At 65.6% G+C, this 26,024-nt stretch carries 23 protein-coding genes; 16 read left to right on the top strand and 7 right to left on the bottom strand.

The annotated features are described in order from the left end of the window. The first annotated feature begins 4 nt into the window (after positions 1-4). The 8 genes from AiwAL_RS01715 (at position 5) to AiwAL_RS01680 (ending at position 8,776) form a co-directional block, all read left to right on the top strand. Entirely contained in the window at positions 5-2,929 is a 2,925-nt protein-coding gene (locus tag AiwAL_RS01715; protein ID WP_235703479.1) for a bifunctional [glutamine synthetase] adenylyltransferase/[glutamine synthetase]-adenylyl-L-tyrosine phosphorylase, read from the top strand. After that, positions 2,926-3,399, top strand: coding sequence for a thioredoxin-dependent thiol peroxidase (gene bcp, locus AiwAL_RS01710; protein WP_235703478.1), 474 nt, complete (start codon positions 2,926-2,928; stop codon positions 3,397-3,399). The genes AiwAL_RS01715 and bcp overlap by 4 nt, the downstream gene beginning before the upstream one ends. Positions 3,400-3,404: 5 nt before the next feature. Continuing rightward, the gene (locus AiwAL_RS01705) at positions 3,405-3,884 is read left to right on the top strand and encodes a disulfide bond formation protein B (RefSeq protein WP_235703527.1); all 480 of its coding nucleotides are present in this window, start codon (positions 3,405-3,407) and stop codon (positions 3,882-3,884) included. Next, a complete protein-coding gene (locus AiwAL_RS01700; RefSeq protein ID WP_235703477.1) occupies positions 3,881-4,435 on the top strand; it encodes a demethoxyubiquinone hydroxylase family protein in 555 nt (184 codons plus the stop codon). The genes AiwAL_RS01705 and AiwAL_RS01700 overlap by 4 nt, the downstream gene beginning before the upstream one ends. Before the next feature lie 52 nt (positions 4,436-4,487). Then, entirely contained in the window at positions 4,488-5,135 is a 648-nt protein-coding gene (locus AiwAL_RS01695) for a TetR family transcriptional regulator (protein WP_235703476.1), read from the top strand. Positions 5,136-5,237: 102 nt separating this feature from the next. Next, positions 5,238-5,735, top strand: a complete 498-nt coding sequence (locus AiwAL_RS01690) for a phasin family protein (protein WP_235703475.1) — start codon at positions 5,238-5,240, stop codon at positions 5,733-5,735. Between the two features lie 30 nt (positions 5,736-5,765). Next, positions 5,766-7,949, top strand: a complete 2,184-nt coding sequence (gene uvrB, locus AiwAL_RS01685; RefSeq protein WP_235703474.1) for an excinuclease ABC subunit UvrB — start codon at positions 5,766-5,768, stop codon at positions 7,947-7,949. After that, the gene (locus AiwAL_RS01680) at positions 7,946-8,776 is read left to right on the top strand and encodes an EipB family protein (protein ID WP_235703473.1); all 831 of its coding nucleotides are present in this window, start codon (positions 7,946-7,948) and stop codon (positions 8,774-8,776) included. Before uvrB ends, AiwAL_RS01680 begins: the two co-directional genes overlap by 4 nt. A gap of 68 nt (positions 8,777-8,844) precedes the next feature. Here the strand turns inward: AiwAL_RS01680 and AiwAL_RS01675 are convergent, their stop codons facing one another. Continuing rightward, positions 8,845-9,378, bottom strand: a complete 534-nt coding sequence (locus AiwAL_RS01675; protein WP_235703472.1) for a hypothetical protein — start codon at positions 9,376-9,378, stop codon at positions 8,845-8,847. Between the two features lie 641 nt (positions 9,379-10,019). Between AiwAL_RS01675 and AiwAL_RS01670 the strand changes: the two genes are divergently transcribed. From AiwAL_RS01670 to AiwAL_RS01635, 8 genes are read left to right on the top strand one after another with little or no spacing between them, the layout of a single operon-like run. Then, on the top strand, positions 10,020-10,499 hold the full coding sequence (locus tag AiwAL_RS01670) for a DUF983 domain-containing protein (protein WP_235703471.1): 480 nt from the start codon (positions 10,020-10,022) through the stop codon (positions 10,497-10,499). After that, positions 10,492-10,980, top strand: coding sequence for a UPF0262 family protein (locus AiwAL_RS01665; RefSeq protein ID WP_235703470.1), 489 nt, complete (start codon positions 10,492-10,494; stop codon positions 10,978-10,980). Before AiwAL_RS01670 ends, AiwAL_RS01665 begins: the two co-directional genes overlap by 8 nt. A 30-nt stretch (positions 10,981-11,010) precedes the next feature. Further along, positions 11,011-12,114, top strand: coding sequence for an S-methyl-5-thioribose-1-phosphate isomerase (gene mtnA / locus AiwAL_RS01660; protein ID WP_235703469.1), 1,104 nt, complete (start codon positions 11,011-11,013; stop codon positions 12,112-12,114). Positions 12,115-12,163: 49 nt separating this feature from the next. Next, the gene (locus tag AiwAL_RS01655; protein WP_235703468.1) at positions 12,164-12,955 is read left to right on the top strand and encodes a DUF2272 domain-containing protein; all 792 of its coding nucleotides are present in this window, start codon (positions 12,164-12,166) and stop codon (positions 12,953-12,955) included. 14 nt (positions 12,956-12,969) lie between these two features. After that, the gene (locus AiwAL_RS01650; RefSeq protein ID WP_235703526.1) at positions 12,970-14,298 is read left to right on the top strand and encodes a replication-associated recombination protein A; all 1,329 of its coding nucleotides are present in this window, start codon (positions 12,970-12,972) and stop codon (positions 14,296-14,298) included. Next, positions 14,295-15,302 (top strand): RluA family pseudouridine synthase, encoded by a 1,008-nt coding sequence (locus tag AiwAL_RS01645; RefSeq protein ID WP_235703467.1) that lies wholly within the window; start codon positions 14,295-14,297, stop codon positions 15,300-15,302. The genes AiwAL_RS01650 and AiwAL_RS01645 overlap by 4 nt, the downstream gene beginning before the upstream one ends. 38 nt (positions 15,303-15,340) lie before the next feature. Then, the gene (locus AiwAL_RS01640; protein ID WP_262311976.1) at positions 15,341-17,260 is read left to right on the top strand and encodes an autotransporter assembly complex family protein; all 1,920 of its coding nucleotides are present in this window, start codon (positions 15,341-15,343) and stop codon (positions 17,258-17,260) included. Beyond that, the gene (locus AiwAL_RS01635) at positions 17,260-21,213 is read left to right on the top strand and encodes a translocation/assembly module TamB domain-containing protein (protein ID WP_262311975.1); all 3,954 of its coding nucleotides are present in this window, start codon (positions 17,260-17,262) and stop codon (positions 21,211-21,213) included. Before AiwAL_RS01640 ends, AiwAL_RS01635 begins: the two co-directional genes overlap by 1 nt. A gap of 43 nt (positions 21,214-21,256) precedes the next feature. On the opposite strand, the gene AiwAL_RS01630 is transcribed toward AiwAL_RS01635, so the two are convergent. From AiwAL_RS01630 to gltA, 6 genes are all read right to left on the bottom strand, one after another. Next, the gene (locus AiwAL_RS01630; protein ID WP_235703464.1) at positions 21,257-21,496 is read right to left on the bottom strand and encodes a hypothetical protein; all 240 of its coding nucleotides are present in this window, start codon (positions 21,494-21,496) and stop codon (positions 21,257-21,259) included. A gap of 7 nt (positions 21,497-21,503) precedes the next feature. Beyond that, complete coding sequence (locus AiwAL_RS01625; RefSeq protein WP_235703463.1) at positions 21,504-22,352, bottom strand: patatin-like phospholipase family protein; 849 nt, start codon at positions 22,350-22,352, stop codon at positions 21,504-21,506. Beyond that, positions 22,321-23,076: an SDR family NAD(P)-dependent oxidoreductase gene (locus AiwAL_RS01620; protein ID WP_235703462.1), complete on the bottom strand. Its 756-nt coding sequence runs from the start codon at positions 23,074-23,076 to the stop codon at positions 22,321-22,323. The genes AiwAL_RS01625 and AiwAL_RS01620 overlap by 32 nt, the downstream gene beginning before the upstream one ends. Positions 23,077-23,130: 54 nt before the next feature. Beyond that, positions 23,131-24,192 (bottom strand): alkene reductase, encoded by a 1,062-nt coding sequence (locus tag AiwAL_RS01615; protein ID WP_235703525.1) that lies wholly within the window; start codon positions 24,190-24,192, stop codon positions 23,131-23,133. Between the two features lie 58 nt (positions 24,193-24,250). Next, positions 24,251-24,583 carry a helix-turn-helix transcriptional regulator gene (locus tag AiwAL_RS01610; RefSeq protein ID WP_235703461.1) on the bottom strand — a complete coding sequence of 111 codons (333 nt, stop codon included), beginning with the start codon at positions 24,581-24,583 and terminating at the stop codon, positions 24,251-24,253. An 81-nt stretch (positions 24,584-24,664) separates the two neighbouring features. Continuing rightward, positions 24,665-25,984 (bottom strand): citrate synthase, encoded by a 1,320-nt coding sequence (gene gltA / locus AiwAL_RS01605; RefSeq protein ID WP_235703460.1) that lies wholly within the window; start codon positions 25,982-25,984, stop codon positions 24,665-24,667. Positions 25,985-26,024: the final 40 nt, after the last annotated feature.

Raw genomic sequence — 26,024 nt, 5'->3', positions numbered from 1 at the left:
CGGCATGAACAGATCCATCGTTTCGCGGGACGGTTTCGAAGCGGATTTTCCCGGCCCGGCCGACCGCGAGGCTGCCGCACGGCTGCTCGAATCCTATGCCGAACTTGGCCGGGCCGAGGCGCGCTTTGCCAAGAGCCGAGCCGGGCGGGCGGCGCTCGCGTGCCTCGGCGGCAATGCGCCCTATCTCGCCGGGCTGGCGCTGCGCGAGCCGGATATCGTGATCGCGGTCCAGCGGGATGGTCCCGAACCGACATTCGCGCGAATCGTGGCGGAGCTTCGCGGCATCGATCCCCTCGCGTCGCGTGCCGCCACCGCGCGCGCGTTGCGCGGCGCCAAGCGCCGGGCGGCGCTCGCCATCGCGCTGGCCGATCTCGCTGGTGCCTGGAGTGTGGAAAAAGTCACCGCGGCGCTGTCCGAACTCGCCGATGTCAGCATTTCCGCGGCACTGCGCCATCTGCTCCGCGTCCTGCACGAGAACGGCACGATCAGCCTTCCCGATCCCACGGACCCGGAGCGGGCGTGCCGCTTCGCCGTACTCGGCATGGGCAAGCTCGGTGCGGGCGAATTGAACTACTCCAGCGATATCGACCTCGTGCTCTTGTTCGATCCTTCATCTCCCGTTTATCGGGACGATGCGCAAGCCGCCATGGTCCGGCTGGCGCGCGATCTGGTGCCACTGCTTGCCGAGCGGGATGGCGATGGGATGGTGTTTCGCGTCGATCTGCGCTTGCGTCCCGATCCGGCCGCGACGCCGCCGGTCGTCAGCCTCGGCGCCGCACTCGCCTATTATGAAAGCCATGGCCGGACCTGGGAACGCGCCGCGTTATCCAAGGCGCGGCCGGTCGCCGGCGATCTCGGTTTCGGAGCCGCTTTTCTCGACCAAATCCGCCCGTTCATCTGGCGCCGCAATCTCGATTTCGCGGCGATCGCCGACATTCACGACATGAAGCGCCGGATCGATCAGCGCCGGCGCAATTCCCCCGGTGCCGTTCTCGGCCGCGACGTGAAGCTCGGCCGGGGCGGGATTCGCGAGATCGAATTCATCGTCCAGACGCTCGAACTGGTCTGGGCCGGGCACGAACCGGCGCTGCGCATTCCCGGCACGCTGGCGGCATTGCGCGCGCTGGCTTCAGCGCTGCATTTGCCGCGCGAGGTCGCGCGCGAACTCGCCGAATCCTATCGCACGCTGCGGCGCATCGAGCACCGGCTGCAAATGGTCGAGGACCGGCAGACGCATAGCCTGCCGGAGACCGGGGCCGGGTTCGCCGCCTTCGCGGTCTTCATGGGCGTGGCCGAACCCACAGGCTTCGCCGAACGGCTTGATCAACTCTTCGAGACGGTTCACGGGCATTTTTCGATATTTTTCGACGCCGGAACCGCGGGAGACGGCAATGGCGGGGTACCGGCGCTGAATGTTGGTGAAAACGGTGCGGTGCCGGCGGCTTTCCGCGATCATCTGACCGGGCTCGGGTTCAGGGATGTCCGGCATCTCGCCGCACGGCTGCGGGCGTGGCGCGGCGGTGCCTTGCCCGCGCTGCGCGCGGCGCGGGCCCGCGATCTGCTCGATGCGATCCTGCCGTCGCTGCTCGATTCATTGTCCCGCCAGCCCGACCCAGATCTCGCGTTCCGCCGGTTCGACCAGTTGCTCGAACGCCAGCGCGCCGGGATTGCCCTGCTGTCGCTGTTTCAGCACAACCAGGCGCTGCTTGGGCGGCTCGCCGCCGTGCTCGGTGCCGCCCCGCCGCTGGCCGAGCATCTCGCCGCCCATGCCGGCGCGCTGGACGCGCTGCTGGCGCCGGTCGCGCATTTTACCAACCCAGCCCCCGCGCTGCGGCGCCTGCTGCGCGATGCCGGGCATCTCGAGGAAACTCTCGCCACGCTGCGCCGGTTCGTGCGACGCGAGGAGTTTCATCTGTCGGTCGCGACCCTGGAATCCCGCCTCGACGTCGACGCGGCGGGCACCTTGAGGGCCGAACTCGCGAAGGCCGCGCTCGGTATCCTGCTGCCCAGGGTGATGGCGGATTTCGCGCGGCGCTACGGCAGGCTGCGCGGCGGGCGGTTCGGCATCGTCGCACTGGGCCGGGTCGGTGCCGGGGAAATGCTCGCGGGGTCGGATCTCGATCTTATGCTGATCTACGATCATCCGCCGGATGCATCGTCGGCGCGGCTGCCGGCAAGCCAGTATTTTCTGCGCTTCGCCCACGCGCTGGTCGGCGCGATCACGGCTGCCGGCGCGGAAGGACCGATCTACCAGGTGGACATGCGGCTGCGGCCTTCGGGCAATAAAGGGCCGGTCGCCGTCTCGCTCGCCGCGTTCCGCCGCTATCATGCCGAAGACGCCTGGACCTGGGAGCGCCTCGCTCTCACCCGCGCGCGGGTGATGGCCGCCACGCGCGGTTTCGCGCCGGTGCTCGACGCCGCGATCCGCTCGGCGCTGTGCCGCGCGATACCCGCCGGGACGATCCGGCGGGATACCGCCTCGATGCGCGCCCGGCTGGCCCGCGACGCCCCGCCGCGCGATGATTTCGACCTCAAGCATCGCGCGGGGGGCACGATGGAACTTGGCTTCATCGCCGAGGCGCTGCAGCTCATCCACGGTCCCGCATCGCCCGCTTTGTTTCATCCAGGCACGCGGGATGCGCTGGCCGGTTTCGCCGGTGCGGAGATTCTGACCGAGGCCGAAGCGGCTGAGTTGATCGCGGCGGACCGCCTGTTCCGCACGATCCAGGGCATGATGCGCATCACCGGGCTCGCAGAACCCGGCCCGGATTCGGCGCCGGGCGCGCTGGCGCCGATTCTGAAAGCCGCCGAGGCTGCCGATTTCGCGGCGCTCGCGGCCAGGATGACGGCGGCGGCCGAACTGGTGCGCGGCGCGTTTCTCCGCCATATCGGCGACCCGCAACGCGACGAACAGGGAGTTCAACCATGAGCGTGACCGAAGGCGACAAGGCCCCGTCATTCGACATGCCGGCATCAAGCGGCCGGCGCGTGTCGCTCGCCGGCTTCAAGGGCAGGCCCTTCGTGCTCTATTTCTACCCGAAGGCCGACACGCCCGGCTGCACCAAGGAAGCCTGCGCCTTTCAGGAAGCCCTGCCGCAACTCGGCCATATCGGAATCGAGGTGGTGGGCGTCTCCAAGGACAAGATGTCGGCGATCGAGAAATTCGCCGCAAAATACGACCTCAAGTTCCCGCTCGCTTCGAATGAGGATGGCACGGTGGTCGAAGCCTATGGCGCCTGGGTCGAGAAATCGATGTATGGCCGGAAATACATGGGCATCGACCGCTCGACCTTTCTGATCGACGCTGCCGGCCGGATCGCGCGCATCTGGCGTGGGGTGAAAGTGCCCGGCCACGCCAAGGCGGTGATGGACGCGGCATCGGCGCTGGCGAGATCGTGACCGCGATGACGGCGATTTCATCCCGGCAGGCCGGAGCCGCCGCCGCCGTGGCGGCCGCGCTTGCGCTCGGCATCGCCTATTACGCCGAGTTCGTCCTCCATCTGGTTCCCTGTCCGCTCTGCTATATCGAGCGCTGGCCCTACCGGATCGCGATCGTGCTCGGGATTCTCGTCGCCGTCGCCCCGCCACGCGCCGGGCGGGCGCTGCTTGCGCTCGCCGCCCTAGTCATGCTCGGTGACGCGGCGATCGCCTTCGTTCATGTCGGCGCCGAGCAGCATTGGTGGAACAGCCCGCTGCCCGAATGCAACGCGCCACCGCCCGGCTTCGGCGCGCTGCCACTGCGGCCTTCGGCCTCGTGCGACGCGCCGACCTATCTGATTCCGGGATTTCCGGTCTCGTTCGCGACCATGGATCTCGTTTATGCGCTGGGTTTCGCGCTGGCGATTCTTGCCTATCTGAAACGCAGCAAAAGGAGCCTGCCATGAGCGAACCTGCCGATTTGCCGCGCCTGCCGGGCGACCCTGCTCCGTGCGCGGCGGTCGCGCGGATGATCCGGGTCGATCACGCGGGCGAATTCGGCGCGAAGCAGATCTATGCCGGCCAGCTCGCCGTATTGGGCCGCTCGCGCCATGCCGAGACCCTGCGCCACATGCAGGAGCAGGAACAGCATCATCTGGATACGTTCTCGCGCCTAATCGCCGAGCGGCGGGTGCGGCCCACCGCACTTCTGCCGGTCTGGCGCGTCGCCGGCTTCGCCCTCGGTGCTGTGACAGCGGCTCTGGGCCCGCGCGCCGCGATGGCCTGCACCGTCGCCGTGGAGGAGACGATCGACGCACATTACGCAAGACAGGCGGCAGCACTCGGCGAGGATGAATCGGTGCTGCGCGCAACCATCGAGGAATTCCGCGCCGAGGAGCTGGAGCACCGGGATATCGGCCTCGCCAACGAGGCCGAGCAGGCGCCATTCTACCGCTTGCTCTCGGCGGCGATCCGCACCGGCTGCAAGACGGCGATCGCGCTCAGCGAAAATATCTGATTACGATATAATCCGGTTGGCAAGCCATGGCCGCCGTCCTACATCTCGCCTCATGAGCGAGACATCCTTCGAGCGCGATCTGGTCAAGGCCGCTTTCGATCTGGCCGGACAGCAGGGATGGCGGCTTGTGTCGGTGGCCGCCGCCGCCCGGCATGGTGGGCTCGATCTCGCCGAGGCGCGCCGCCGCTTCACCGGCACTGTCTCGATCCTCGCGCGGTTCGGCCGCCTCGCCGATGCCCACGCGCTCGACGGCGCGATGACCGAGGGCGTCGTGCGCGACCGTCTGTTCGATATCATGATGCGGCGGATCGATTTCCTGCAACAGCACCGCGATGGCGTGATCGCGCTGTTGCGCCACGCGCCGTTCGATCCCGCGCTGACGCTCTGGCTCGCCCGCGCCAATCTCGCCGCGATGGGCTGGATGCTGGAAGGTGCAGGCATTTCCGCGCGCGGCCTGCGCGGCGAAATCCGCAAAAAGGGTCTGCTCGCGGTGTGGGCCTGGACGCTGCGCGCCTGGCTGCGTGACGAGAGCGCGGATCTGGCGGCGACCATGGCGGCGCTCGACAAGGCGCTGACGCGCGCCGATCGGGCCGCCGCACAATGCGCGCACGGGCGCGCCGCAACCCCCGCGCCCGCGGCGGACGCGGAGCCGGACGCGTCCTTCCAACCCGATTCCGAAAACCCCGACCGGCCCGGTTGAAGCGGAAATCCTTGCATTATCATCTCGCGATTCCAAGGCGGACGGATTAACCTGTCATCCCGGAAGCAATACCGCCCGGATCATAGCGAGAGGAACCGAGCCATGGCCCATGCCAGCAAACCGAAACCGTCCGGCGCCGGCACCGATCCCAGGAAGACCGCTTCGGCGCAGAAGACGAGGTCCATGTTCATGCCGGATTTCGATTTCACCAAGGCCTTCGGCGCGCTGAAAATGCCCGCCATGCCGGATATGGAGGTCGTGATCGGCGCCTATCGGCGGAATCTGGAGGCGCTTTCCGAAGCCAACCGCGTGGCGCTCGAAGGCGCGCAGGCGGTGGCAAAGCGGCACATGGAAATCATGCAGAAGACCATGACCGATCTCACCGAGCAGTTGCGCAGCGTGTCGGCGCATGATTCGCCGCAGATTCGTGCCACCAAGCAGGCGGAACTGCTCAAGCACGCCTATGAAAGTGCTGTGACCAATATGCGCGACCTCGGCGACCTTATCCAGCGCTCGAATCACGACGCGGTCGAGAAGCTCAACCGCCGGTTTTCCGAGGCGATGGACGAAATGAAGACGCTGATCGACAAAAAATCTTGATCTGTCACCCGAACACCTGATCTCAATTCGATGTCCCAGCTCCTTGCCGCGCCGCCGTCGCCGCTTTTCATCCCCGAACGCCAGGTGGCGCGGCCGCTGCACAAACCTTTGCGCGTCGTTTCCGACTATCAGCCGGCCGGCGATCAGCCGCAGGCGATCGCCGAGTTGGTGCTCGGAATTTCGGCCAACGAACGCGATCAGGTTCTGCTCGGCGTCACCGGTTCCGGCAAAACCTTCACCATGGCCAAGGTGATCGAGGCGGTGCAGCGCCCCGCCTTGATCCTTGCGCCCAACAAGACGCTCGCCGCCCAGCTCTACAGCGAGATGAAGGGGTTTTTCCCGGACAATGCGGTCGAATACTTCGTGTCCTATTACGACTACTATCAGCCCGAAGCCTATGTGCCGCGCACCGACACCTATATCGAGAAGGACGCGCAGATCAACGAGGCGATCGACCGGATGCGCCACGCCGCGACCCAGGCGCTGCTGGAGCGCGGCGATGTCGTCATCGTCGCCTCGGTGTCCTGCATCTACGGTATCGGCTCGGTCGAAACCTACAGCCAGATGGTGGTGCGCCTTGAAACCGGCGGCCGGATTGATCGCGACCGCCTCGCCAAGGCGCTGGTCGAGTTGCAGTATCGCCGCAACGACGCCGCGTTCCAGCGCGGTACGTTCCGGCTGCGCGGCGAAACCGTCGACATCTTTCCGAGCCAGTACGAGGATCGCGCCTGGCGGGTCACGCTGTTCGGCGACGAGATCGAGAGCATCGCCGAGTTCGATCCGCTGACCGGCGAGCGCATCACCGAGCTTGCGTCGGTCGCGGTCTATGCGAACAGCCACTATGTCACGCCGCGGCCGACGCTCGCGCAGGCGGTCGGGCGGATCAAGCAGGAGTTGCAGGCGCGGCTCGCCGAGTTGACCGCACAGGGCAAGCCGCTCGAAGTGGAGCGGCTGCAGCAGCGCACCACCTTCGACATCGAGATGATGGAAACCACGGGGTCCTGCAAGGGAATCGAGAACTATTCGCGCTATCTCTCGGGGCGCAATCCGGGCGAGCCGCCACCCACTCTGTTCGAATACCTGCCGGAGAACGCGCTGCTGATCGTCGATGAAAGCCACGTCACCGTGCCGCAGATCGGCGGCATGTTCAAAGGCGACTTCGCGCGCAAATCGATCCTGTCGGAATTCGGTTTCCGCCTGCCCTCCTGCATCGACAACCGCCCGCTCAAATTCGAGGAATGGGAGAGGTTCCGGCCGCAGACCACCTTCGTTTCGGCAACGCCCGGCCCGTGGGAGATGGAACGTACCGGCGGGGTATTCGCCGAACAGGTGATCCGCCCCACCGGCCTCGTCGATCCAGAGGTCGAGGTGCGGCCGGTCGAGCATCAGGTCGACGATCTTCTCGCCGAATGCCGCATCGTCGCCCAGGCCGGCGGGCGGGTACTGGTGACGACGCTGACCAAGCGCATGGCCGAGGATCTGACCGAATATCTCACCGAACATGGCGTGAAGGTGCGCTATCTGCACTCGGATATCGACACGCTGGAGCGCATCGAGATCATTCGCGATCTCCGGCTCGGCGTCTACGACATTCTGGTCGGCATCAATCTGCTGCGCGAGGGGCTCGACATTCCCGAATGCATGCTGGTCGCCATTCTCGATGCCGACAAGGAGGGTTTTCTCCGCTCCGCGACTTCTTTGGTCCAGACCATCGGCCGTGCGGCGCGCAATGTCGATGGCCGCGTCATCCTGTATGCCGACACCATGACGCGCAGCCTGAAATACGCGATCGACGAGACCGACCGGCGGCGCGCCAAGCAGACCGCCTGGAACGCGGCGAACGGCATCACGCCGCAGAGCGTGAAGAAGCAGGTCGGCGAGATCCTGCATTCGGTCTACGAGCAGGATTACGTCACCGTCGCGCCGATCAAGGACAGCCTGGCCACCGAATTCATCGGTAAGGATCTGAAATCCACCATCACCGAGCTGGAGAAACGGATGCGTAATGCGGCGGCCAATCTGGAGTTCGAGGAGGCGGCGCGGTTGCGCGACGAAATCAAGCGTCTGGAGGCGCTGGAACTCGGCCTGACGCCTGCGCCGATGCCGAGTGCGTCCCGCCGCTCGCGCGACCGCACGCCGGAACCGCTGGGGCCGGGCGGCGGCGGTTACGACCCGGACAAACGGCGCGGCGGCAGAAGGCGGCGCGGACCATGAAGCGGATCTTCCTGACAACGTGTGGCCTGTTGTTGGGCTCGAGCGCATTCGCGGCATCGCCGGTGACGCTGACCGGGCAGAATGCGACCTACACGCTCAGCCTGTCGAAAGTGCGCGGCCATTCGGTGACCGGCGCTACGGGGCGCCTGCGGTTCGACGTTCTGGAAACCTGCCGCGCCTATACGGTCAGCCAGCATATGACATTACTGATCCGTAATCAGGATGGCAGCCTGACCCGCACGATCAGCGATTACGATACCTGGGAGAGCAAATCCGGCCATCGGCTGACTTTCCTGCTGCGCCAGAGCGAGGACGGCAAGACCAAGGTGGAGGATCAGGGCACCGCGACCACCGGACCAAAAGGCGGCGTGGTGAACTATACGGTGCCGAAGGGCAGGGTGGTGAAACTGCCGCCCGGCACGCTGTTCCCGATGGCGCATACGCGACATATTCTGGAGGCGTCGGCCAAGGGTGAACCCTATATCGATCCGCCGTTGTTCGACGGCACATCGGCGCATGGCGCGGAACATACCTTCGTCGCGATTCTGGGCCGTCGCGACGCGCAAAAAAGTCGTTTCGCGCCACTCGCGGCGCTGCCGTCAACCCTGGTCGATATCGGCTTCTTCCGTCGCAAGCCGCGCGACGAGGAACCCGATTTCCGCACCCAGATGCGCTACTACACCAACGGCGTGTCGCGCGACGTGCGGCTCGATTTCGGCAATTTCGTCTTGCACGGAAAACTGACGGCGCTCACCATCCCGCCGGTCGCTTGCCCGAGCGCTCGGAGCGCGTCCGATTCCGGCGCGCCGCGCGATCCGAAAAACTGAGATTTGGCATCAATAAAAAACACCGGCCATCGATGATGGCCGGTGTTCTCGTGCCGGTCGAACCGGGATCAGCTCGACGAGCCGGAGCCGGACGTCTGGCTGTCGGTCATCGATGAGCCGGCGGTCTCAGTCGTTTTACGGGGGCGCCGGGTTGCCGGCTTTTTCGGAGCGGCGGCGCTGCGCGTCGCCTTGCGCGGCGTTGCCGCCGCGCGCGCCGTGGTTTTGCGCGGGGCGGGTTTGCGGGCGGCGGTCTTGCTGCTCGCGGCCTTCCGCGTCGTCGCGGCGGTCCGTTTGGCGGCGGGTTTTGCCGCCGGCTTCCGCGCGGCGGTGGCCTTCGCGGTTGCGGTCTTGCGGGCCGTCGTCGCGCGCTTCGGCGCGGCCTTGGCGGCCGGCTTCTTCGCGACAGTTTTTGTTCCGGCTTTCGCCGCGGTTTTGGCCGCCGGCTTTTTCGCCGCTGTCTTGGCCGCGGTGGTCTTCGCCGCCGAGGCCTTCGGCTTCGCGGTTTTGGCCTTCGCTGCCGCGCTCTTGGGTTTGGCCGCTGTGGTCTTTGTGCTGGCGCGCATTGCCAGCGGCTGCGCGCGCCTTTCGGTTTCAGTCGTCACGAGGATGCTCCTTCGCTCGGGGTTATGGGGGATGCGGACGATAATTCCTGACAAGATGCATTCAGCGTTTTGGCTCTGGCGACTTGTCGCATCGCAACGGCGACCGTTCGGCCAGGGGGTGGAACGAGAAGACCGCGCCCGGATATCCGTGCGCGCAATGCCTACCCGGCTGTTTGTTTTCATACCAGCGCTCCGGCTTTGCCGCCGTCGTCTGGTGATGACTTGTCCACGGTCATCGACCGTCCTTCCCTTTCGCGTGCGATACTCGACTTGACCAAATCAGACTTGACAAGGTTGCGACGCGAATCGTGCGACGCACGCAAGAATCGCTATTCAACGTCTGATCGGACGATGTCAACAAAAAGCAGCATGTTTTTGCGCCTCCAGGCGATTTTTTTTGTCACTGTCATTCGCGCGTTACGACGGCGCACCACGGTCTTGGCACATGGATGCCGCTGGATCGTCGATGCGGCGATCCGATAAATCGGAAATAATCAAGCATAAGCCTGGAGAGTTTCTGTTTTTCCGCGTTTGGCATCGACTTGCGCCGAACGCTGCATCGCACTCGGAGCGGCCGGCCCGCCTCGGCACTTGCACGCGGGCCGGATCGGGAAGAACATGGATTTTCATAAGCATCTCTCATGGCTTTGCCAGAAGGAATCCAGACCCTGTCCGACGATATGCCGACCGAATGGACACCCAATCGCGCAAAACCCGCACCGGTCGTCGCGATGCCGGGCTGGGTCGAATCGCTTCGGCGCGGCCTTGCCATGCGCTGTCCGGCTTGCGGTGAAGCTCCGGCGTTTCAGGGATATCTGAAGGTCACGCCCGCCTGTCCGCATTGCGCGGCACCGCTCGGGCGCGTGCCCTGCGACGATGCGCCGCCCTACATCACGCTGCTGCTGGCTCTGCATGTCGTCGTGCTCATCATCGTGCTGAGCGATGCCGGCGGTTCCATGACCTACATCACGTCGCTGGTGATTTTCGTCCCGCTCACCATCGTTCTTGAGCTCGTCCTGCTGAGGCCGGTCAAGGGAGCGACGCTCGCCGTGATGCTGAAGGTCAACCTGCTGCGCCGGGATGCTCCGGCGGCAAAGCCGACTGCGGCCGATCATGACTGACCGCGACGCGAAGATCGCCGGACGGCTGATCCGCGTCGTGCTCGACGACGACGCGCATGGCGGAATTCCGGCGACGCTGGAGGCGGACCGCAACCAGGCGATCGCCGATCTGACCGCCGATAATCGCTTCGCTCTCGTGGCGCACCCCGATCGCGCGACCGTCCTGCATCTGTCGGTGCAGGATGGCAGGCTGGTGTTCGACATCCGCACCGAGGCGGACGAAACATTGCAGGTGATCGTTCTGGCGCCCGGACCTTTCCGCACGATGATCCGCGACTATCGGATGCTGCTCGACAGCTACGCTTCGGCGGTGGCCGAAGGCCGAGAATCACGCATCCAGGCGATCGACATGGGCAGGCGCGGCCTGCACAACGAAGGCGCGGAAATCGTCATGGCGCGGCTCAAGGGCAAGGTGCTGCTTGATTTCGACACCGCACGCCGCATCTTCACCTTGGTCTGCGCGCTGCATCGGCGTATCTGATCTCCCTCTGCCACAATTGCGAGAGTTGCCATGAAGATCGACGGCACAGCATTCCGCTCCATCTGGATCGATGAGACCGATCGCTGGTCGGTGCGGATCATCGATCAGACGAAATTGCCCTGGGCGATCGAGATGCCGCGCTTCACCACGCTCGATCAGGTCGCGCACGCGATCAGCGCGATGCTGGTGCGCGGCGCGCCGCTGATCGGCGCCACCGCCGCCTATGGTGTGGCGCTCGCGATGCGCGCCGATCCGTCCGACGCATCGCTCGACGCCGCGATCGAGACACTTGCCGCGACGCGCCCCACCGCAATCAATCTGCGCTGGGCGCTCGCGCGCATGCAGTCGGTGCTGCACGATCACCCGAAGGCCGAACGCGCGGAAGCCGCCTACGGCGAAGCCGCCGCGATCTGCGACGAGGATGTCGCGACCAACCGCGCGATCGGCAGGCACGGGCTGAAACTGATCGAAACCCGCGCGCGCGCAGGGCGCCGGGTCAACATCCTCACCCATTGCAATGCTGGCTGGATCGCGACGGTCGATTGGGGCACGGCGCTCGCCCCTATCTATATGGCGCATGATGCCGGCATCGATGTCCACGTCTTCGTCGATGAAACCCGCCCGCGCAACCAGGGCGCCTCGCTTACCGCCTGGGAACTCGGCAAGCATGGCGTCGCGCACACGGTGATCGCCGACAATGCCGGCGGCCATCTGATGCAGCGCGGTGCGGTGGATATGGCGATTGTCGGCACCGACCGGGTGACCAGCGCGGGCGACGTCGCCAACAAGATCGGCACCTATCTCAAGGCGCTCGCCGCGCGTGACAACGGCGTGCCCTTCTATGTGGCACTTCCGTCCTCCACCATCGACTGGGCGATCGCCGACGGGCTCTCGGACATTCCGATCGAGGAGCGCGCGGCAACCGAAGTCACCACCGTCACCGGCCGGGCGCTCGACGGCAGCATCGCCACGGTGCGGGTCGTGCCGAAGGACAGCAATGCCGCGAACCCGGCCTTCGATGTCACGCCGGCGCGCCTCGTCTCCGGCCTGATCACCGAGCGCGGCATCTGTGCGGCAAACGCGCATGCGCTGGCCGCGATGTTCCCGGAGCACGCGCAGCGCCGCGCCGCCTGATCTTGCGCCGGCTAGTGTGGTGGTTCCGAAGTTCCTAAGCATCAGCGGGATGGTAGGCCCGCTTGTCCTGTCGGCCGCGCTCGCCGGCTGTGCGGTGCGGCCGACCGCCCACGCGCCGCAATTCGCCAACCAGCCCTATGAGGCGTTCTCGCGCACCGCCGCTATCGATATCGCCCTCGGCGAATGGCGTTACTGGGGCGGCAAGATCGTCGATACGTCGCCTTCCGCCTATCATCCCGCCGACGCACGGGCGAAGGCCGAACGCGATAACGGATTCTGGCAGGAAGTCGGGCTGTATTGGTGGATCGGCATGAATGCCGGCCACGACTACGATCGCTGGACCGGCAAGCATGACGCGCAAGGACGGAAATTCCCGCCCCAGGACGATGGAGATTTCGCCTGGTCGGCCGCGTTCATCTCCTATGTCATGCGTATGGCCGGCGCCGGGCCCAACTTTCCCTATGCGCCCGACCACGCGCATTATATCGACTATGCCTGGCGTGCCGCGCATGGCGGCGTGGCCGATCCACTCATGGTCGCGGAAAATCCGAAAACCTATGCGCCGGTTCCGGGCGATCTGATCTGCGCAGGGCGTGACTGGGCAGCGTCGATGCGCTATCGTGATCTGCCGAGCAAGGGCTTCTTTCCGTCGCATTGCGCCATCGTCGTCGATGAACAGCCGGAAATGCTGTCGGTGATCGGCGGCAATGTCGATGATATGGTGGCGCTGACCCATGTGCCGACCACACCGCGCGGCACGCTTCAGCACATGGACGGTGCCATCGTCGATAAGCGGTATGACTGGTTCGTCGCCCTGCGCGTGCTCTATCGGCGCAATTGACCTATATCTCCACCATGGCGCGCAACCCATCCGCAACCGAAGACCTGTTCGGCGAAACCGAATCCCGATCCGCCCCGAGCGGTCCGGTGCCGCTCGCGGAAAGACTGCGGCCGCGCGAACTCGCGGACGTGGTCGGGCAGGATCATCTGGTCGGCATCAAAGGCAGCCTCACGCGCATGCTGGCGCGCGGCAGCCTCGCTTCGCTGATCCTGTGGGGTCCGCCCGGTGTCGGCAAAACCACCATCGCCCGGCTGCTCGCGGATCGCGCCGGGTTGATCTTTACGCAGATTTCGGCGGTGTTTTCCGGCGTGGCCGATCTCAAGCGGGTGTTCGAGGAGGCCGCGCGCCGCCGCCGCACCGGGGCGCGCACCCTGCTGTTCGTCGATGAAATCCATCGCTTCAACCGCGCCCAGCAGGACGGATTTCTGCCCGTAGTTGAAGACGGCACGATTACCCTGGTCGGAGCGACCACCGAAAACCCGTCCTTCGAGCTGAATGCTGCCTTGCTGTCGCGCTGTCAGGTGCTCGTGCTGCGCCGTCTCGACGACGACGCCCTCGAACTTTTGCTCACCCGCGCCGAGGACGCGATGCACCTTCCTCTCGCGCTGACCGGCGCCGCGCGCGCCAGCTTGCGCGCCATGGCGGATGGCGATGGCCGCGCCGCGCTGAACATGGCCGAGCAGGTCTTCGCCGCTGCACCGGATTCCCCGCTCGACGAACTGGCACTCGCCGGCCTCGTCGCCCGGCGCGCCGCCCTCTACGATCGCGACCGCGAGGAGCATTACAACCTGATTTCCGCGCTGCATAAATCGATGCGCGGCTCGGACCCGGACGCGGCGCTCTACTGGCTGGCGCGGATGCTGACAGGCGGCGAGGAGCCGCGCTATATCGCCCGCCGCCTGACCCGCTTCGCCGTTGAGGATATCGGCCTCGCCGATCCACAGGCGCTCACCCAATCCATTGCCGCGTGGGAAGCCTATGAGCGGCTCGGCAGCCCGGAAGGCGAACTCGCCATCGCGCAGCTTGTGCTGTATCTGGCGAGCGCGCCGAAATCCAACGCCGCCTATCGTGCGTTCGGCGCGGCGAAGCGCGCCGCGCAAACCACCGGCAGCCTCGCACCGCCCGCCCATATCCTGAACGCGCCGACCAAACTGATGAAGGACCTCGGCTATGGCGCCGGCTACGCCTATGACCACGACACCGAGGACGCGTTTTCCGGCCAGAACTACTTCCCGGACGGCATGGCGCGCGAGAATTTCTACAACCCGGCCGGACGCGGCCAGGAGGCGGAGGTGAAGCGCCGGCTCGACCATTGGGCGAAACTGCGCGAGCAACGACGATGAGCGTCGTGCGAGGAGCGCGCCAGGGTGCCTCGACCGCGACCGTCGAAGCCGATCAGGCCGAGACGCGGCTCGATCGGTTCCTGCGCCGTCATCATCCCGGCCTGACCCAGGGGGCGATCGAGAAACTTTGCCGCACCGGGCAGGTCAGGGTCGATGGCAAGCGCGTCGAGGCCTCCAAGCGGCTCGCCGCCGGGCAAACGGTGCGCATCCCGCCACTGCCCGATCCCGCCATCCCCAAGCCGCGCCAGACCGTCAAGGTCGATGACTACGAGGTCAAGGAACTGACCGCGCGCATTCTCTATCGCGACGCCGATGTGCTGGTGATCGACAAGCAAGCCGGGCTCGCCACCCAGGGCGGCAAGGGCATCGCGAAGCATCTCGACGGCATGCTCGACGCGCTGCGCTTCGAGGCCGACGAGCGCCCCCGCCTGGTCCACCGGCTCGACCGCGACACCTCCGGCGTTCTGGTGCTCGCGCGCAACGCCTTCGCCGCGGGCAGGCTCGCCGCTTCGTTTCGCGGGCGGGACATGGAAAAGACTTACTGGGCGATCGTCGTCGGCCTGCCGGTGCCGCTGGAGGGCCAGATCGACCTGCCGCTCGCCCGCATCGGCGGTTCGCAGGGGGCGCGGACCAAGTCGGTCGAGCGCGATGCCGAGGGTGCGGCGCGGGCGATCACCGAGTATCGCACCATCGATCATGCTGGCCGCAAATTCTCCTGGCTGGAACTCCAGCCGCTGACCGGGCGGACCCACCAGTTGCGCGCCCATTGCGCGGCGCTCGGCACGCCGATTCTGGGTGACGCGCCCTATGGCGAGGATCGCGCCTATGCCGAAGGCTTCGCGCGCCGGCTCCATCTGCACGCACGGCGCCTCGTGCTGCCGCATCCGCGCGGCGGGACGCTCACCGTCGAGGCCGATCTGCCCGCCCACATGAAAGCCGGATTCGCGGCGCTGGGTTTCCATGCCGAAGCCGCGAAACCCGCGAAAAAGCGGGGTAAATCCTGATTCTCACGAAATCGTGAGCGTGTTGTTCCGGCTTCGGCGTGGCCCGATTGCCGTTTCTGCCCCATGTCGGGATGATGGAGGGATCGGCGGGCCGCAAATCGCGCGTGCTGGGAGCGTTAGGGACGGTCATCGTTGCCGTTGCCTTTGCCGGCCCGGCCCGCGCGGCCGATCCACAGCCCTATCGTGTGACGTTCGTGCCCTCGGGCGACAAGACGCTCGACAAGCTGATCAAACAAACATCGGGGCTCGAACGGCTGCGCAAGAAGCTTCCGATCGGGCCGTTCGCGCTGATCGGCCGCGCACGCGCCGACCAGGCGAAATTCGTCATCGTACTGGAAAGCGAGGGCTATGATTCGGGAACCGCGGCCATCACCATCGACGGCCATGGACTGACCGATTCCGCGTTGCCGCGCCTGCTGCGCCGGGCGCCGGCATCCCCGCCGGCGGACGTTATCGTCACCATCCATAAAGGACCGCTCTACCATATCGGCTCGATCGAGACGCCGGGACTGACCGATCCGGCGGCGGCCCAAGCCATCGACATCAAGCCGGGAGACCCGGCCAAGGCCGCGCCCGTTCTCGCGGCGGCGGCCAAGCTCGAAATCGAACTCAGAAACAGCGGCTATGCTTTCGCGAAAGTGAGCGAGCCGGTCGCGATCGCCGATACCGCGCACCACACGCTCGCGGTGCATTATCCGGTCGCCATGGGGCAGCGCGTCGCGATCGGCGCCATCACCTACACCGGGATGCAGCACATGAACGGGCGGTTCATGGCGCGTCACGTCGCGTTGCGTCCGGGTCAGCCCTATAGCGAGACGGCATTGAACAACGCGCGCGACAGCCTGCTCGGGCTCGGCGTGTTCTCCTCGGTCGCAACCCACACCGGACCCGCGCCGGACCCGCCCGGCCAAGTTCCGGTGACATTTCTGGTTCATGAGCAGAAACTGCACGCGGTTTCGATCGGCGCCGCCTATTCGACCGATCTCGGCATCGACGCCGATCTATCCTGGATGGATCGCAACCTGTTCGGCGAGGCGCAGCGGCTGACGCTGTCGCTCGGCGCGACCGGGCTTGCCGGCAGCGGCCGGAGCCAGACCAGGAGTTTCGGCAAGCACACTTACGTGATCCGCCCCGGCTATAACGCCAAGGCGGTGTATCGCGTGCCGGATTTTCTGACTCCGGGTCAATCGATCACCGCGACGGTCGAGGCACTGAAGGAATATCTGCCGGCCTATAGCCGCACCGCGTTTCTCGGCAATGCCGAGATTTCCCGGCCGCTGGGCAAGCATCTCGCCTTCGTCTACGGCGCCGGCTTCATTTTCGAAAAAGTCAGCCAGGAAGGCGTCGACCGCACCTACCGGCTCGGCCAGGTTCCGCTGACCCTGCGCTACGACACAACGAATTCGCTGCTGAATCCCACCAAGGGCATGAAGCTCTCGCTTCACGTGACGCCCACCCTGGCTCTCGGCGCCGGCTCCTCGACCTTCATCATCGCCGAAGCGATCGGCAACACCTACATCGATCTTGAAGCGCCGGGGCGCGGCGTGCTCGCGCTGCGAGGACTGATCGGGCGGATTTTCGGCGCGTCGCAATTCCAGATCCCGCCGGATCAGCGTTTCTATGCCGGGGGCACCGGCACGGTGCGCGGCTTCACCTATCAGACCGTCGGCCCGTTGTTCTTCGACGGGATTCCCGAGGGCGGCACCGCGATCGACGCGGTGGAAACCGAATTCCGCCAGCGCATCGGCAAGCATTTCGGCATTGCCCCCTTCGTCGATGCCGGGCAGGTTTCCGCCAACGGCAAGCCGTTCAGCGGCACGCTGCGCGTGGGTGCCGGTTTGGGGTTTCTCTATTACACTGGCATCGGCCCGATCCGCATCGATGTCGGATTTCCGATGAATCGCCCGCCCGGCGGCGCGTCGGTCGCGGTCTATATCGGGCTGGGACAGGCTTTCTGATGCGGCGCACCTTTAAGATTATCGGCATCATCGTAGCGATCCTGTTCGCGGTGCCGATCGTTGCGGTGATCGCGCTGGATATTGTCCTCAACACCGGCGCGGGGCGCGATTTCGCCGCGCGCAAGATCGGCTCGTTCACTGGCGGCGAAGTCGAAATCACCCGGCTGTCCGGCCATTTCCCCAACGATATCGCGGCACGACGAATCGCCATCGCCGACCGCGAGGGCGTCTATCTGACGATCGACGATGCGGTGCTGCGCTGGTCGCCCCTGGCCTTGATTCATCGCGCGCTCGACGTGCGCGACCTGACCGCCCGGACGGTCGATTTCCGAAGACTGCCCGCGCCGCCGCTGAAAAAGCCCAAGAAACCATCGAAACCGTTCGGCCTGCCGATCCGCTCGGCGCGGATCGACCATATCGCGATCGGTCGGCTCGCCGTGAGCAAGGCCGTGGCGGGACAGCCGATCGCTCTGCGCATTGCCGGCCACGCGGTTGCGACCTCGCTCACCCATGTCGCCGTCGCGCTGGACGCGACATCGCTGGATCAGCCAGGACGCTATCGGATCGACGCCACGATCGACCGGCACAATGTCGATGCGAACATCGATTTGCGCGAAGCCGCCGGCGGGATGAGCGAGAGCATTGCCGGCATCGCGAAACAGAAAAACCTGCGCGGCCCGCTCGATGTCACGGCAACGCTGAAGGGGCCGCGCCATGACGCCGCGCTGAACCTTGCCGCCGCACTCGGCGCGCTGCGCGCGAACGCCACCGGCACGGTCGATCTCTCTCGTGCCGCACCCGGCGCGGATGTCACCCTGACCATCCCGGAAATCGCGCCCTATGCGGCGCTCGGCCATCGCCAACTCGCCGGCCGCAACGTCCTGCATCTGGTCGCCAAAAACCATGACAGCACCACCGATCTTCATCTGAACGACGCCGTGGAAATCACCAGCGGCACGAAACCGATTCCGTCGCTGGTGGGCAGGCGCGCGACCCTGACCGGCGACATCACGCTCGATAACGGCACGACCACGATCCACGCGCTGGCGCTCGATACCGCCGCCGTCACCGCGAAACTCGCGGGATCGCTCGCCAAAACGTCCATCGCCTTGCACGGCGCGCTGAACGAACCGGATATCGCGCTGATCGACCCGCAACTCACCGGCCATGTCGGCGAGGCTGTGACAATCAGCGGCCCGCGAACCGATCTGTCGCTGAAGACTGTCATCGACGGCGTGGTGACCGCCAAAGGGCTGAACTCGGGCCCGTTCCATGTTGCGATCGCGATGGCGCATCTGCCGAAAACGCCATCCGGCACGGTGAAGGGCAGCGGCACGCTGGATGGCGCACCGCTCGCGATCGATGCCGATTTCGCCCGCGATGCGCGGGGCGCGATGCGTCTCGCGCTGCACACGCTGTCCTGGAAATCTCTCTCCGGCCACGGCACGATCACCCATGCGCCAGGTGCGAAATTGCCGGATGGTTCGCTGCACATCGCGGTGACGCGGCTCATCGATCTCGGCAAATTATTGAACATCGCCGTCGCGGGTTCGATCAAGGCGGATTTCGTGCACCGGAAGGGCCGGCCGGCCACGCTGAAACTGAAGGCTGCCGGGATTCGGGAAGGACGCTCGATCGCGGTCGCCAAGGCGCTGGTCGATGCCAGCCTCGATCATGTCAGCACGAACCCCGCGATCGACGCGACCGCGACCATCACGGGGCTGCGCGCACCCTCGGCTGCCGGATCGTTGAAACTGACAGCCAGAGGCACCGAGACGGCTCTCGCCGTCAACGCACAGGGTGATTTCGTCAATCTCGCGGGCAAGCCGGCACGGCTGAAGCTTGCGGGCAATGTCGACGGCAAGGACCGCATCCTCCATCTCGCCACATTGACGGCCTCGGCGCGCGGCGTCACCGCGCGGCTGCTCGGCCCCGCGACGATCATCGCGAAACCCGGCCTCGCGGTGAAGCATCTTTCGCTCGGCCTCGGCGGGCTGGGTGGCAATGCGCGGATCACCGCCAACGGCACGATCCGTCCGACGCTCGACCTCACGGCGAATATCGCCAATCTGCCCGCCGGTATCGCCCGTGCCGCCGATCCGAAACTCGCCGCGCGTGGCCTGATCAATGCGACCGCGCATGTCACCGGCGCGCTGGCGGCGCCCACCGGCACCGTCACGCTCGATGTGCGCGGGCTGGGTGTGGCGAGTGGTCCAGGCTCGGGCCTGCCGCCCGCGGATATCACCGCGCGCGAGACCCTGCTCGGCCGCGCGATGCGCGGCACCATCGCGGCGTCGCTCGGTACCGCAAAACTCGATGTTAACGGCACCGCGCCGCTTTCGGCGACCGGCCCGATGGCGCTGACTCTGCGGCTCGCCCATGTGTCGGCGAGTCTGGTTCACGCCGTCGATCCGAAGCTCGACGCGCGCGGCATGGTGAATGCCGATGCCAGGCTCTCCGGCACCCCAAGCGCACCGCGCGGCACGATCGACCTGAACGCCACAGGCATGAAGCTGCTGTCCGGGCCCACCGCATCGCTGCCGCCGGCCAGCCTCACCGCGCATGAAACGCTGCTCGGCCAGTCGACGCGCGGCACCGTTCATCTTGCCGTCGGCAAACGAGCCGATCTTCATGCGGACGGCATCATCCCGCTGACCAGGATTGGACCGATCGATCTCGCCGTCACCGGCCGGATCGATCTGCGCCTGATCGATCCGATCACCGAGGCGCAGGGAACCCGCGTGACCGGCACGCTATCGCCCGATTTGCATGTGCGCGGCACCGCGGCCTCGCCGCAAGCGAGCGGGCAGGTTACGCTGGCCGGTGGCAGCGTCGAGAACGTGACCTCGGGCCTTGATCTCACCAAAATCGGCGCGCTCGTCACCGGAGCCGGCAGGCAAATCACGCTCGATCGCCTGTCCGCCACGGCGGGGCGCGGCACCATCGCCGGACACGGCACGATCGGGCTGGCGCCGCCGATGCCGATCGACATCAGCATTGCGTTCGACCATGCGAGCCCGATTTCGAGCGACATCGTCACCGAAACCCTCGGCGGCGGCGTGCAAATTACCGGAGCGGCGAAGACCGGCATGAAACTCGGCGGCACGATCGATATTGGGACAGCCGACATTCACGTGCCGCACGGCCTGCCGCCCTCGGTCGCCAAGCTGAACATCATCCGTCCGGGCACGAAACCGCTGCCACCACCCACCCCGGCGCCGCCGATCGGGCTCGATCTCACCGTCATCGCCAAGAATCAGGTGTTCATTCGCGGCGACGGAATTTTCGCCAATCTCGGCGGTTCGCTGCATCTCGCCGGCACGACAGCGAACCCGATTCCCTCTGGCGGGTTCCACCTGATCCGGGGGCATTTCAATCTGGGCGGCAAGAACCTGAAATTCACCAAGGGCACGATCAATTTCAACGGCGGCGGGTTGATGCCCGCGCTCGATCTCGAGGCGACCAACACCGCGGTTGACGGTACGACCTCGACTCTTGCCGTCACCGGGACGCCGAATGCCCCGAAGATCGGCCTGTCCAGCAGCCCGACATTGCCATCCGACGAGGTATTGGCGCATCTGCTCTACGGCACCGGAACCCAGAGTCTGTCGGCGTTCCAGGCGGCGTCGCTGGCCGCGTCGCTCGCCCAGCTCGCGGGCATCGGCGGCGGTGGTGGTCCGCTCGGCGGGGTGCGCAAGGCGCTGGGGCTGGACGAATTGTCGATCGGCGGCGGATCGAACGGCAGCAACGCGCCGACCGTCAATGCCGGACGATATGTGGCACCCGGCGTCTATGTCGGTGCCGAACAATCGGCGAGCGGGCAGGGGTCCAAGGCGAAAGTCGAAGTCAACCTCTATAAAGGGTTGAAACTGAAAACCGAGGTGGGCAGCGGCGGCGGCTCGGGCACCAGCAACGGAGAGAGCGTCGGGCTGACCTATCAGTTCAATTATTGATGTTCTTCTTGCGTTCCGTGAGAGCGTGATGACTTTAAGTCGATCACGCTCTATTCTTTGTTTGGGCGAGCAATTTCATGGCTTTGCGGATCGCTTCGCGATTCCGCTTAAAGCCATATTGCTCTAGATGCCGTAATGGGCCGGCGGCCGAGGTATAGGCGGCGTGTTCTATTATAAATCGCAGGCGTTCCTGCATTTTCATGAAGACCCGGTGGGGATGTTCGCGGATTTGCGCAGCGGCGCCGGCTGGGTGCGGTTTCCGGTCGATACCGCGGATCAGCAACGGGACTTCATGCGGACGGTACGCTCCAGACTTTGAGCGCCTCGGCGGTGGCGGCGAATCCCGCCTCGATCAGGTGTTGGCGGGTCGCGACGGTGATTCCGGTGTCGAAAATCGGGATATCCGCGCATTCGGCATAGGCGACCACGGCGCCCGAGCGCTCGGCGCCCGCGAGCACATGGGCGTTGTTGGCGAGGAACAAAGTTTCGATGTCGCGCAACAGCAGGCCGAGCAGTCCCGGCGTGCCGTTCAGCGGGCGTGGCTTGCCGCCGACCATGACTGCGAGGCGCTTCGATTCGGTGAGCAGATCGACCGGGATATCGTCATACAGCCCGCCATCCTGCAGCAGCGCGCCATGGAGCCGGACCGGCGGAAACACCAGGGGAAACGCGGCGGAGGCGAGCACCGCCTGCCAGAGCGGCGCAAATGGCGTGACCGTCGTGCTCCAGAGTTCGCTCGCTTCGGCGGTGACGTTGGACGCGACGATGGTGCAGGGCATCCGCGTCGCGTGAAAAGTGGTCGTGCCGAGATGACCGCGCAGCCAGGCTTCGAGCGGCGCGGGACTGACCAGCCCCTTGGTGAGCAGCAGCCTGATCATCGCGATCGCATAGAACCGCATCGGCACCAGCTTGTGGAAATCGGCCTCGAGATAGAGTTTTTCCATCGCCGCGATATCGAGCCCGGCGGCATAGCTCGCGGCAATCACCGCCCCGCCGCTGGTGCCGGCGATTTCGGCGACAATGAAGCCCGCCTGCTCGACCGCCTTGAGCGCGCCAATATGCACGCCGAGCAACAACCCCGAGCCCGAAAGGGCGACGCCGATCCGGTCAGGCATATCCGCCCAGTAATTGTCCGCCATCGACCGCGATGTTCTGGCCGGTCACCCAGCGCGCGGCCGGCGAGGCGAGGAACAGCGCGACCTCGGCGACCTCCTCGGCGGTGCCGAACCGGCCGAACGGAATCGAGGCCAGAGTGGTTTCATAGAGTTTCGGGCTGTCGTGCTTGCGCCTGTCCCACACGCCGCCAGGAAATTCGATCGCGCCGGGCGAGATCGCGTTGACCCGGATGCGCTGCCGCGCAAACATGCGCGCCTGGGTCGCGGTGTAGTTGATCACCGCCGCTTTCGCCGCCGCATAGGGCGCGCTGCGGTTCGATGCGCGCAGGCCGGAGATCGAGGCGATATTGACGATCGATCCGCCCTCGTCGGCTTCGAGGAAGGGCAGCGCCGCGTGGCTGGCGCGGACGATCGCCATGATGTCGATGTTGAACGATGCCGCCCAACCCGCCTCGTCGTCGGTCATGCCGAAACCCGAGGCGTTGTTGACCAGAACGTCGATCCCGCCGAGCGCACCGGCGGCTTCCGGGATGAAACGGTCGATCTGGCCGGCATCGGCGAGGTCGCACGGCGCGGCGAAGGCGGCATGGCCGTGGGCGGCGATATCGCGCCGCGCGTCTTCCAGCGCCTCGGCGCCGCGCGCGCAGATCGCGACCTCGGCGCCTTCCGCGGCGAAGCCGAGCGCGATCGCCCGCCCGATACCGCGGCTGCCGCCCATCACCACCACGCACCGATCCTTGAATCGCATTCCTGCCCCTCCGAAAGGACCGGGGTTTTGCAATCCCGGTCCGCCGGAGAAAGTTTAAGCGGCTTTGCGAACGAAAGGATAGTCTGTGTAGCCTTGGGCACCGCCCTGATAGAAGCTGGCGGTGTCCGGCGGGTTGAGCGGCAGGTTCTGCGCGAATCGCTCGGGCAGATCGGGGTTGGCGATGAACGGCTTGCCGAACGCGACCGCATCGGCCTCGCCCGCCGCGATCGCCTGCTCGGCGGTTTCGCGGGTGAATCTCTCATTGGCGATATAGACGCCGCCGAACGCCGCTTTCAGGCGCGGGCCGATCCAGTCCTCCGCCTTGTACTCGCGGGCGGCGATGAAGGCGATTTTGCGCCCACCCAACTCGCGCGCGACATAGGTAAAAGTGCCGAGCCGGTCGGAATCGCCCATCGTGTTGGAATCGCCGCGCGGGGCGAGATGCACGCCAACCCGATCGGCGCCCCATACCGCGATCGCGGTATCGGTCACTTCAAGCAGCAGCCGGGCGCGGTTTTCCACCGTCCCGCCGTAGGCGTCGGTGCGTTTGTTGGTTGAATCCTGGATGAACTGGTCGAGCAGATAGCCGTTGGCACCATGGATTTCAACGCCATCGAATCCGGCTTCCCTGGCGTTCACGGCGGCGGCGCGATAGGCGGCGACGATGCCTGGAATTTCCTCGGTTTCCAGGGTGCGCGGGGTGACATAGGGTCGCTCCGGCCGCACCAGGCTGACATGGCCACCCGCCGCGATGGCGCTGGGGGCGACCGGCAGTTCGCCATCGAGGAAGATCGGGTCGGAAATCCGGCCGACATGCCAGAGCTGGGCGAAAATCAGCCCGCCCTTGCGATGCACCGCCTCGGTGACGATGCGCCAGCCGCTCACCTGCTCATCCGACCACAGGCCGGGGGTCGCGGCGTAACCGACACCCATCGGCGTGACCGACGTGGCTTCCGACAGGATCAGCCCGGCGGAAGCGCGCTGCGCATAATATTCCGCCATCAGCGCGTTCGGGATGCGGACATTGCCGGCGCGCGAGCGGGTGAGCGGCGCCATGATGACGCGATTGCGAAGGGTGAGGGCGCCGACGCGCAGAGGCTCGAAGAGTTTCGACATGAAGCGGCCTTTCGGGGGTTCGATGATGATGGTGTTCACGAAAATCGATCGATGCCGGTCACAAGGCCTCGCGCAGCCGCGCCAGCAGCGCCTCGATGGTGGCCTCGTCGCGCTTGTAGAAGACCCATTGACCGATGCGCCGGGCGGTGATCAGCCCCGCCGATTGCAGCGCGGCGAGATGGGCCGAGACGCTGGATTGCGCCAGCGGACAGGAGCGCTCGATCTGCCCGGCGCACACGCCGAGCGAGAGCGGTTGCTCCTGTTCGGCGAAATACAGCTCAGGGGTTTTCAGCTTTGCGAGAATGGCGCGCCGGACCGGGTGGACCAGGGCTTTCAGTCCCTCGTCCAGATCCGGCGCGATCTCTGGCGGCGATTCAGCATCGATCGTCATGAGACGATAGATAGATCGGATTTATCCGATATGAAGATCGGGTACTGTCGAATTATGCAACGCAGCGATGCATGCGCGGCGTTACCCGCGCCGGGCGATATCCACGTAATCGCGCTGCGGCGCCCCGGTATAGAGCTGACGCGGGCGGCCGATGCGGTTCTGCGGGTCTGCGATCATTTCCATCCACTGACTGATCCAGCCGGTGGTGCGGGCCAGCGCGAAGAGCGGCGTGAACATGGTGGTGGGGAAGCCCATCGCCTTCAGGATGATGCCGGAATAGAAATCGACGTTCGGATACAGCTTGCGGGAGACGAAATAATCGTCCTCCAGGGCGATTTTTTCCAGTTCCATGGCAAGGTCGAGCAGCGGTTCGTCCTTGATGCCGAGTTCTTCCAGAACCTCGTAGCAGGTCTGCTGCATGATTTTCGCGCGCGGGTCGTAGTTTTTATAAACCCGGTGGCCGAAGCCCATCAGCTTGGTGTGGCTGTTCTTGTCCTTCACCTCGGAGATGAAGGTCTTGATGTGCTTTTTGTCGCCGATTTCGGCGAGCATTTTCAGCACCGCCTCGTTCGCCCCGCCATGTGCGGGCCCCCACAAAGCGGCGATGCCGGCGGCGACGCAGGCGAATGGATTGGCGCCGGTGGAGCCGGCAAGCCGCACCGTGGAGGTCGAGGCGTTCTGCTCGTGATCTGCATGGAGGATCAGAATCCGGTCCATCGCGCGTTCGAGAATCGGGTTCTTCTTGTAGGGCTCGGGCGGAACCGCGTTCATCATGTAGAGGAAGTTTTCCGCGTAGGAGAGGTCGTTGCGCGGATACATGAAGGGCTGGCCGATCGAGTATTTGTAGGCCCAGGCGGTGATGGTGGGGATTTTTGCGATCAGGCGAAAGGCACTGATCTCGCGTTCGCGCGGATCGTTGATGTTCACGCTCTCGGGATAGAAGGCGGACATCGCGCCGACCACGCCGCACAGCACCGCCATCGGGTGGGCGTCGCGCCGGAAGCCTTCCCAGAAGCGGCGGATCTGTTCGTGCAGCATCGAGTGCATGGTGATGCCGTGGCTGAAATCCTTGAACTGCGCCTCGGTGGGCAATTCGCCGAACAGCAGCAGATAGGCGACTTCGAGAAAGGTCGATTTCTCGGCGAGCTGGGTGATCGGGTAGCCGCGATAGAGCAGCACGCCTTCATCGCCGTCGATATAGGTGATCTTGCTCTCACAGGACGCGGTTTCGCCGTAGCCGGGGTCGAAGGTGAAAATGCCTGCCTGGGCCTGGAGCTTGCGGATATCGGCGACCTGGGGGCCGAGCGTGCCGGACAGAAGCGGCAGGCTGGCGGTCTTGTTGGTGCCCGGAATCGTAATGGTCGCATGGACTGCCGGCGCGCTGGCGGCTGTGCTGCTCATGGTCATCATCCCCTTGTTCGGTCGAAGCGACGAATGGAAG

The sequence above is a fragment of the Acidiphilium sp. AL genome, from assembly GCF_025499445.1.
Lineage (GTDB): Bacteria > Pseudomonadota > Alphaproteobacteria > Acetobacterales > Acetobacteraceae > Acidiphilium > Acidiphilium iwatense.
The sequence above is the reverse complement of the archived record's forward strand: the minus strand, read 5'-3'. Positions and strand labels throughout refer to the sequence as shown.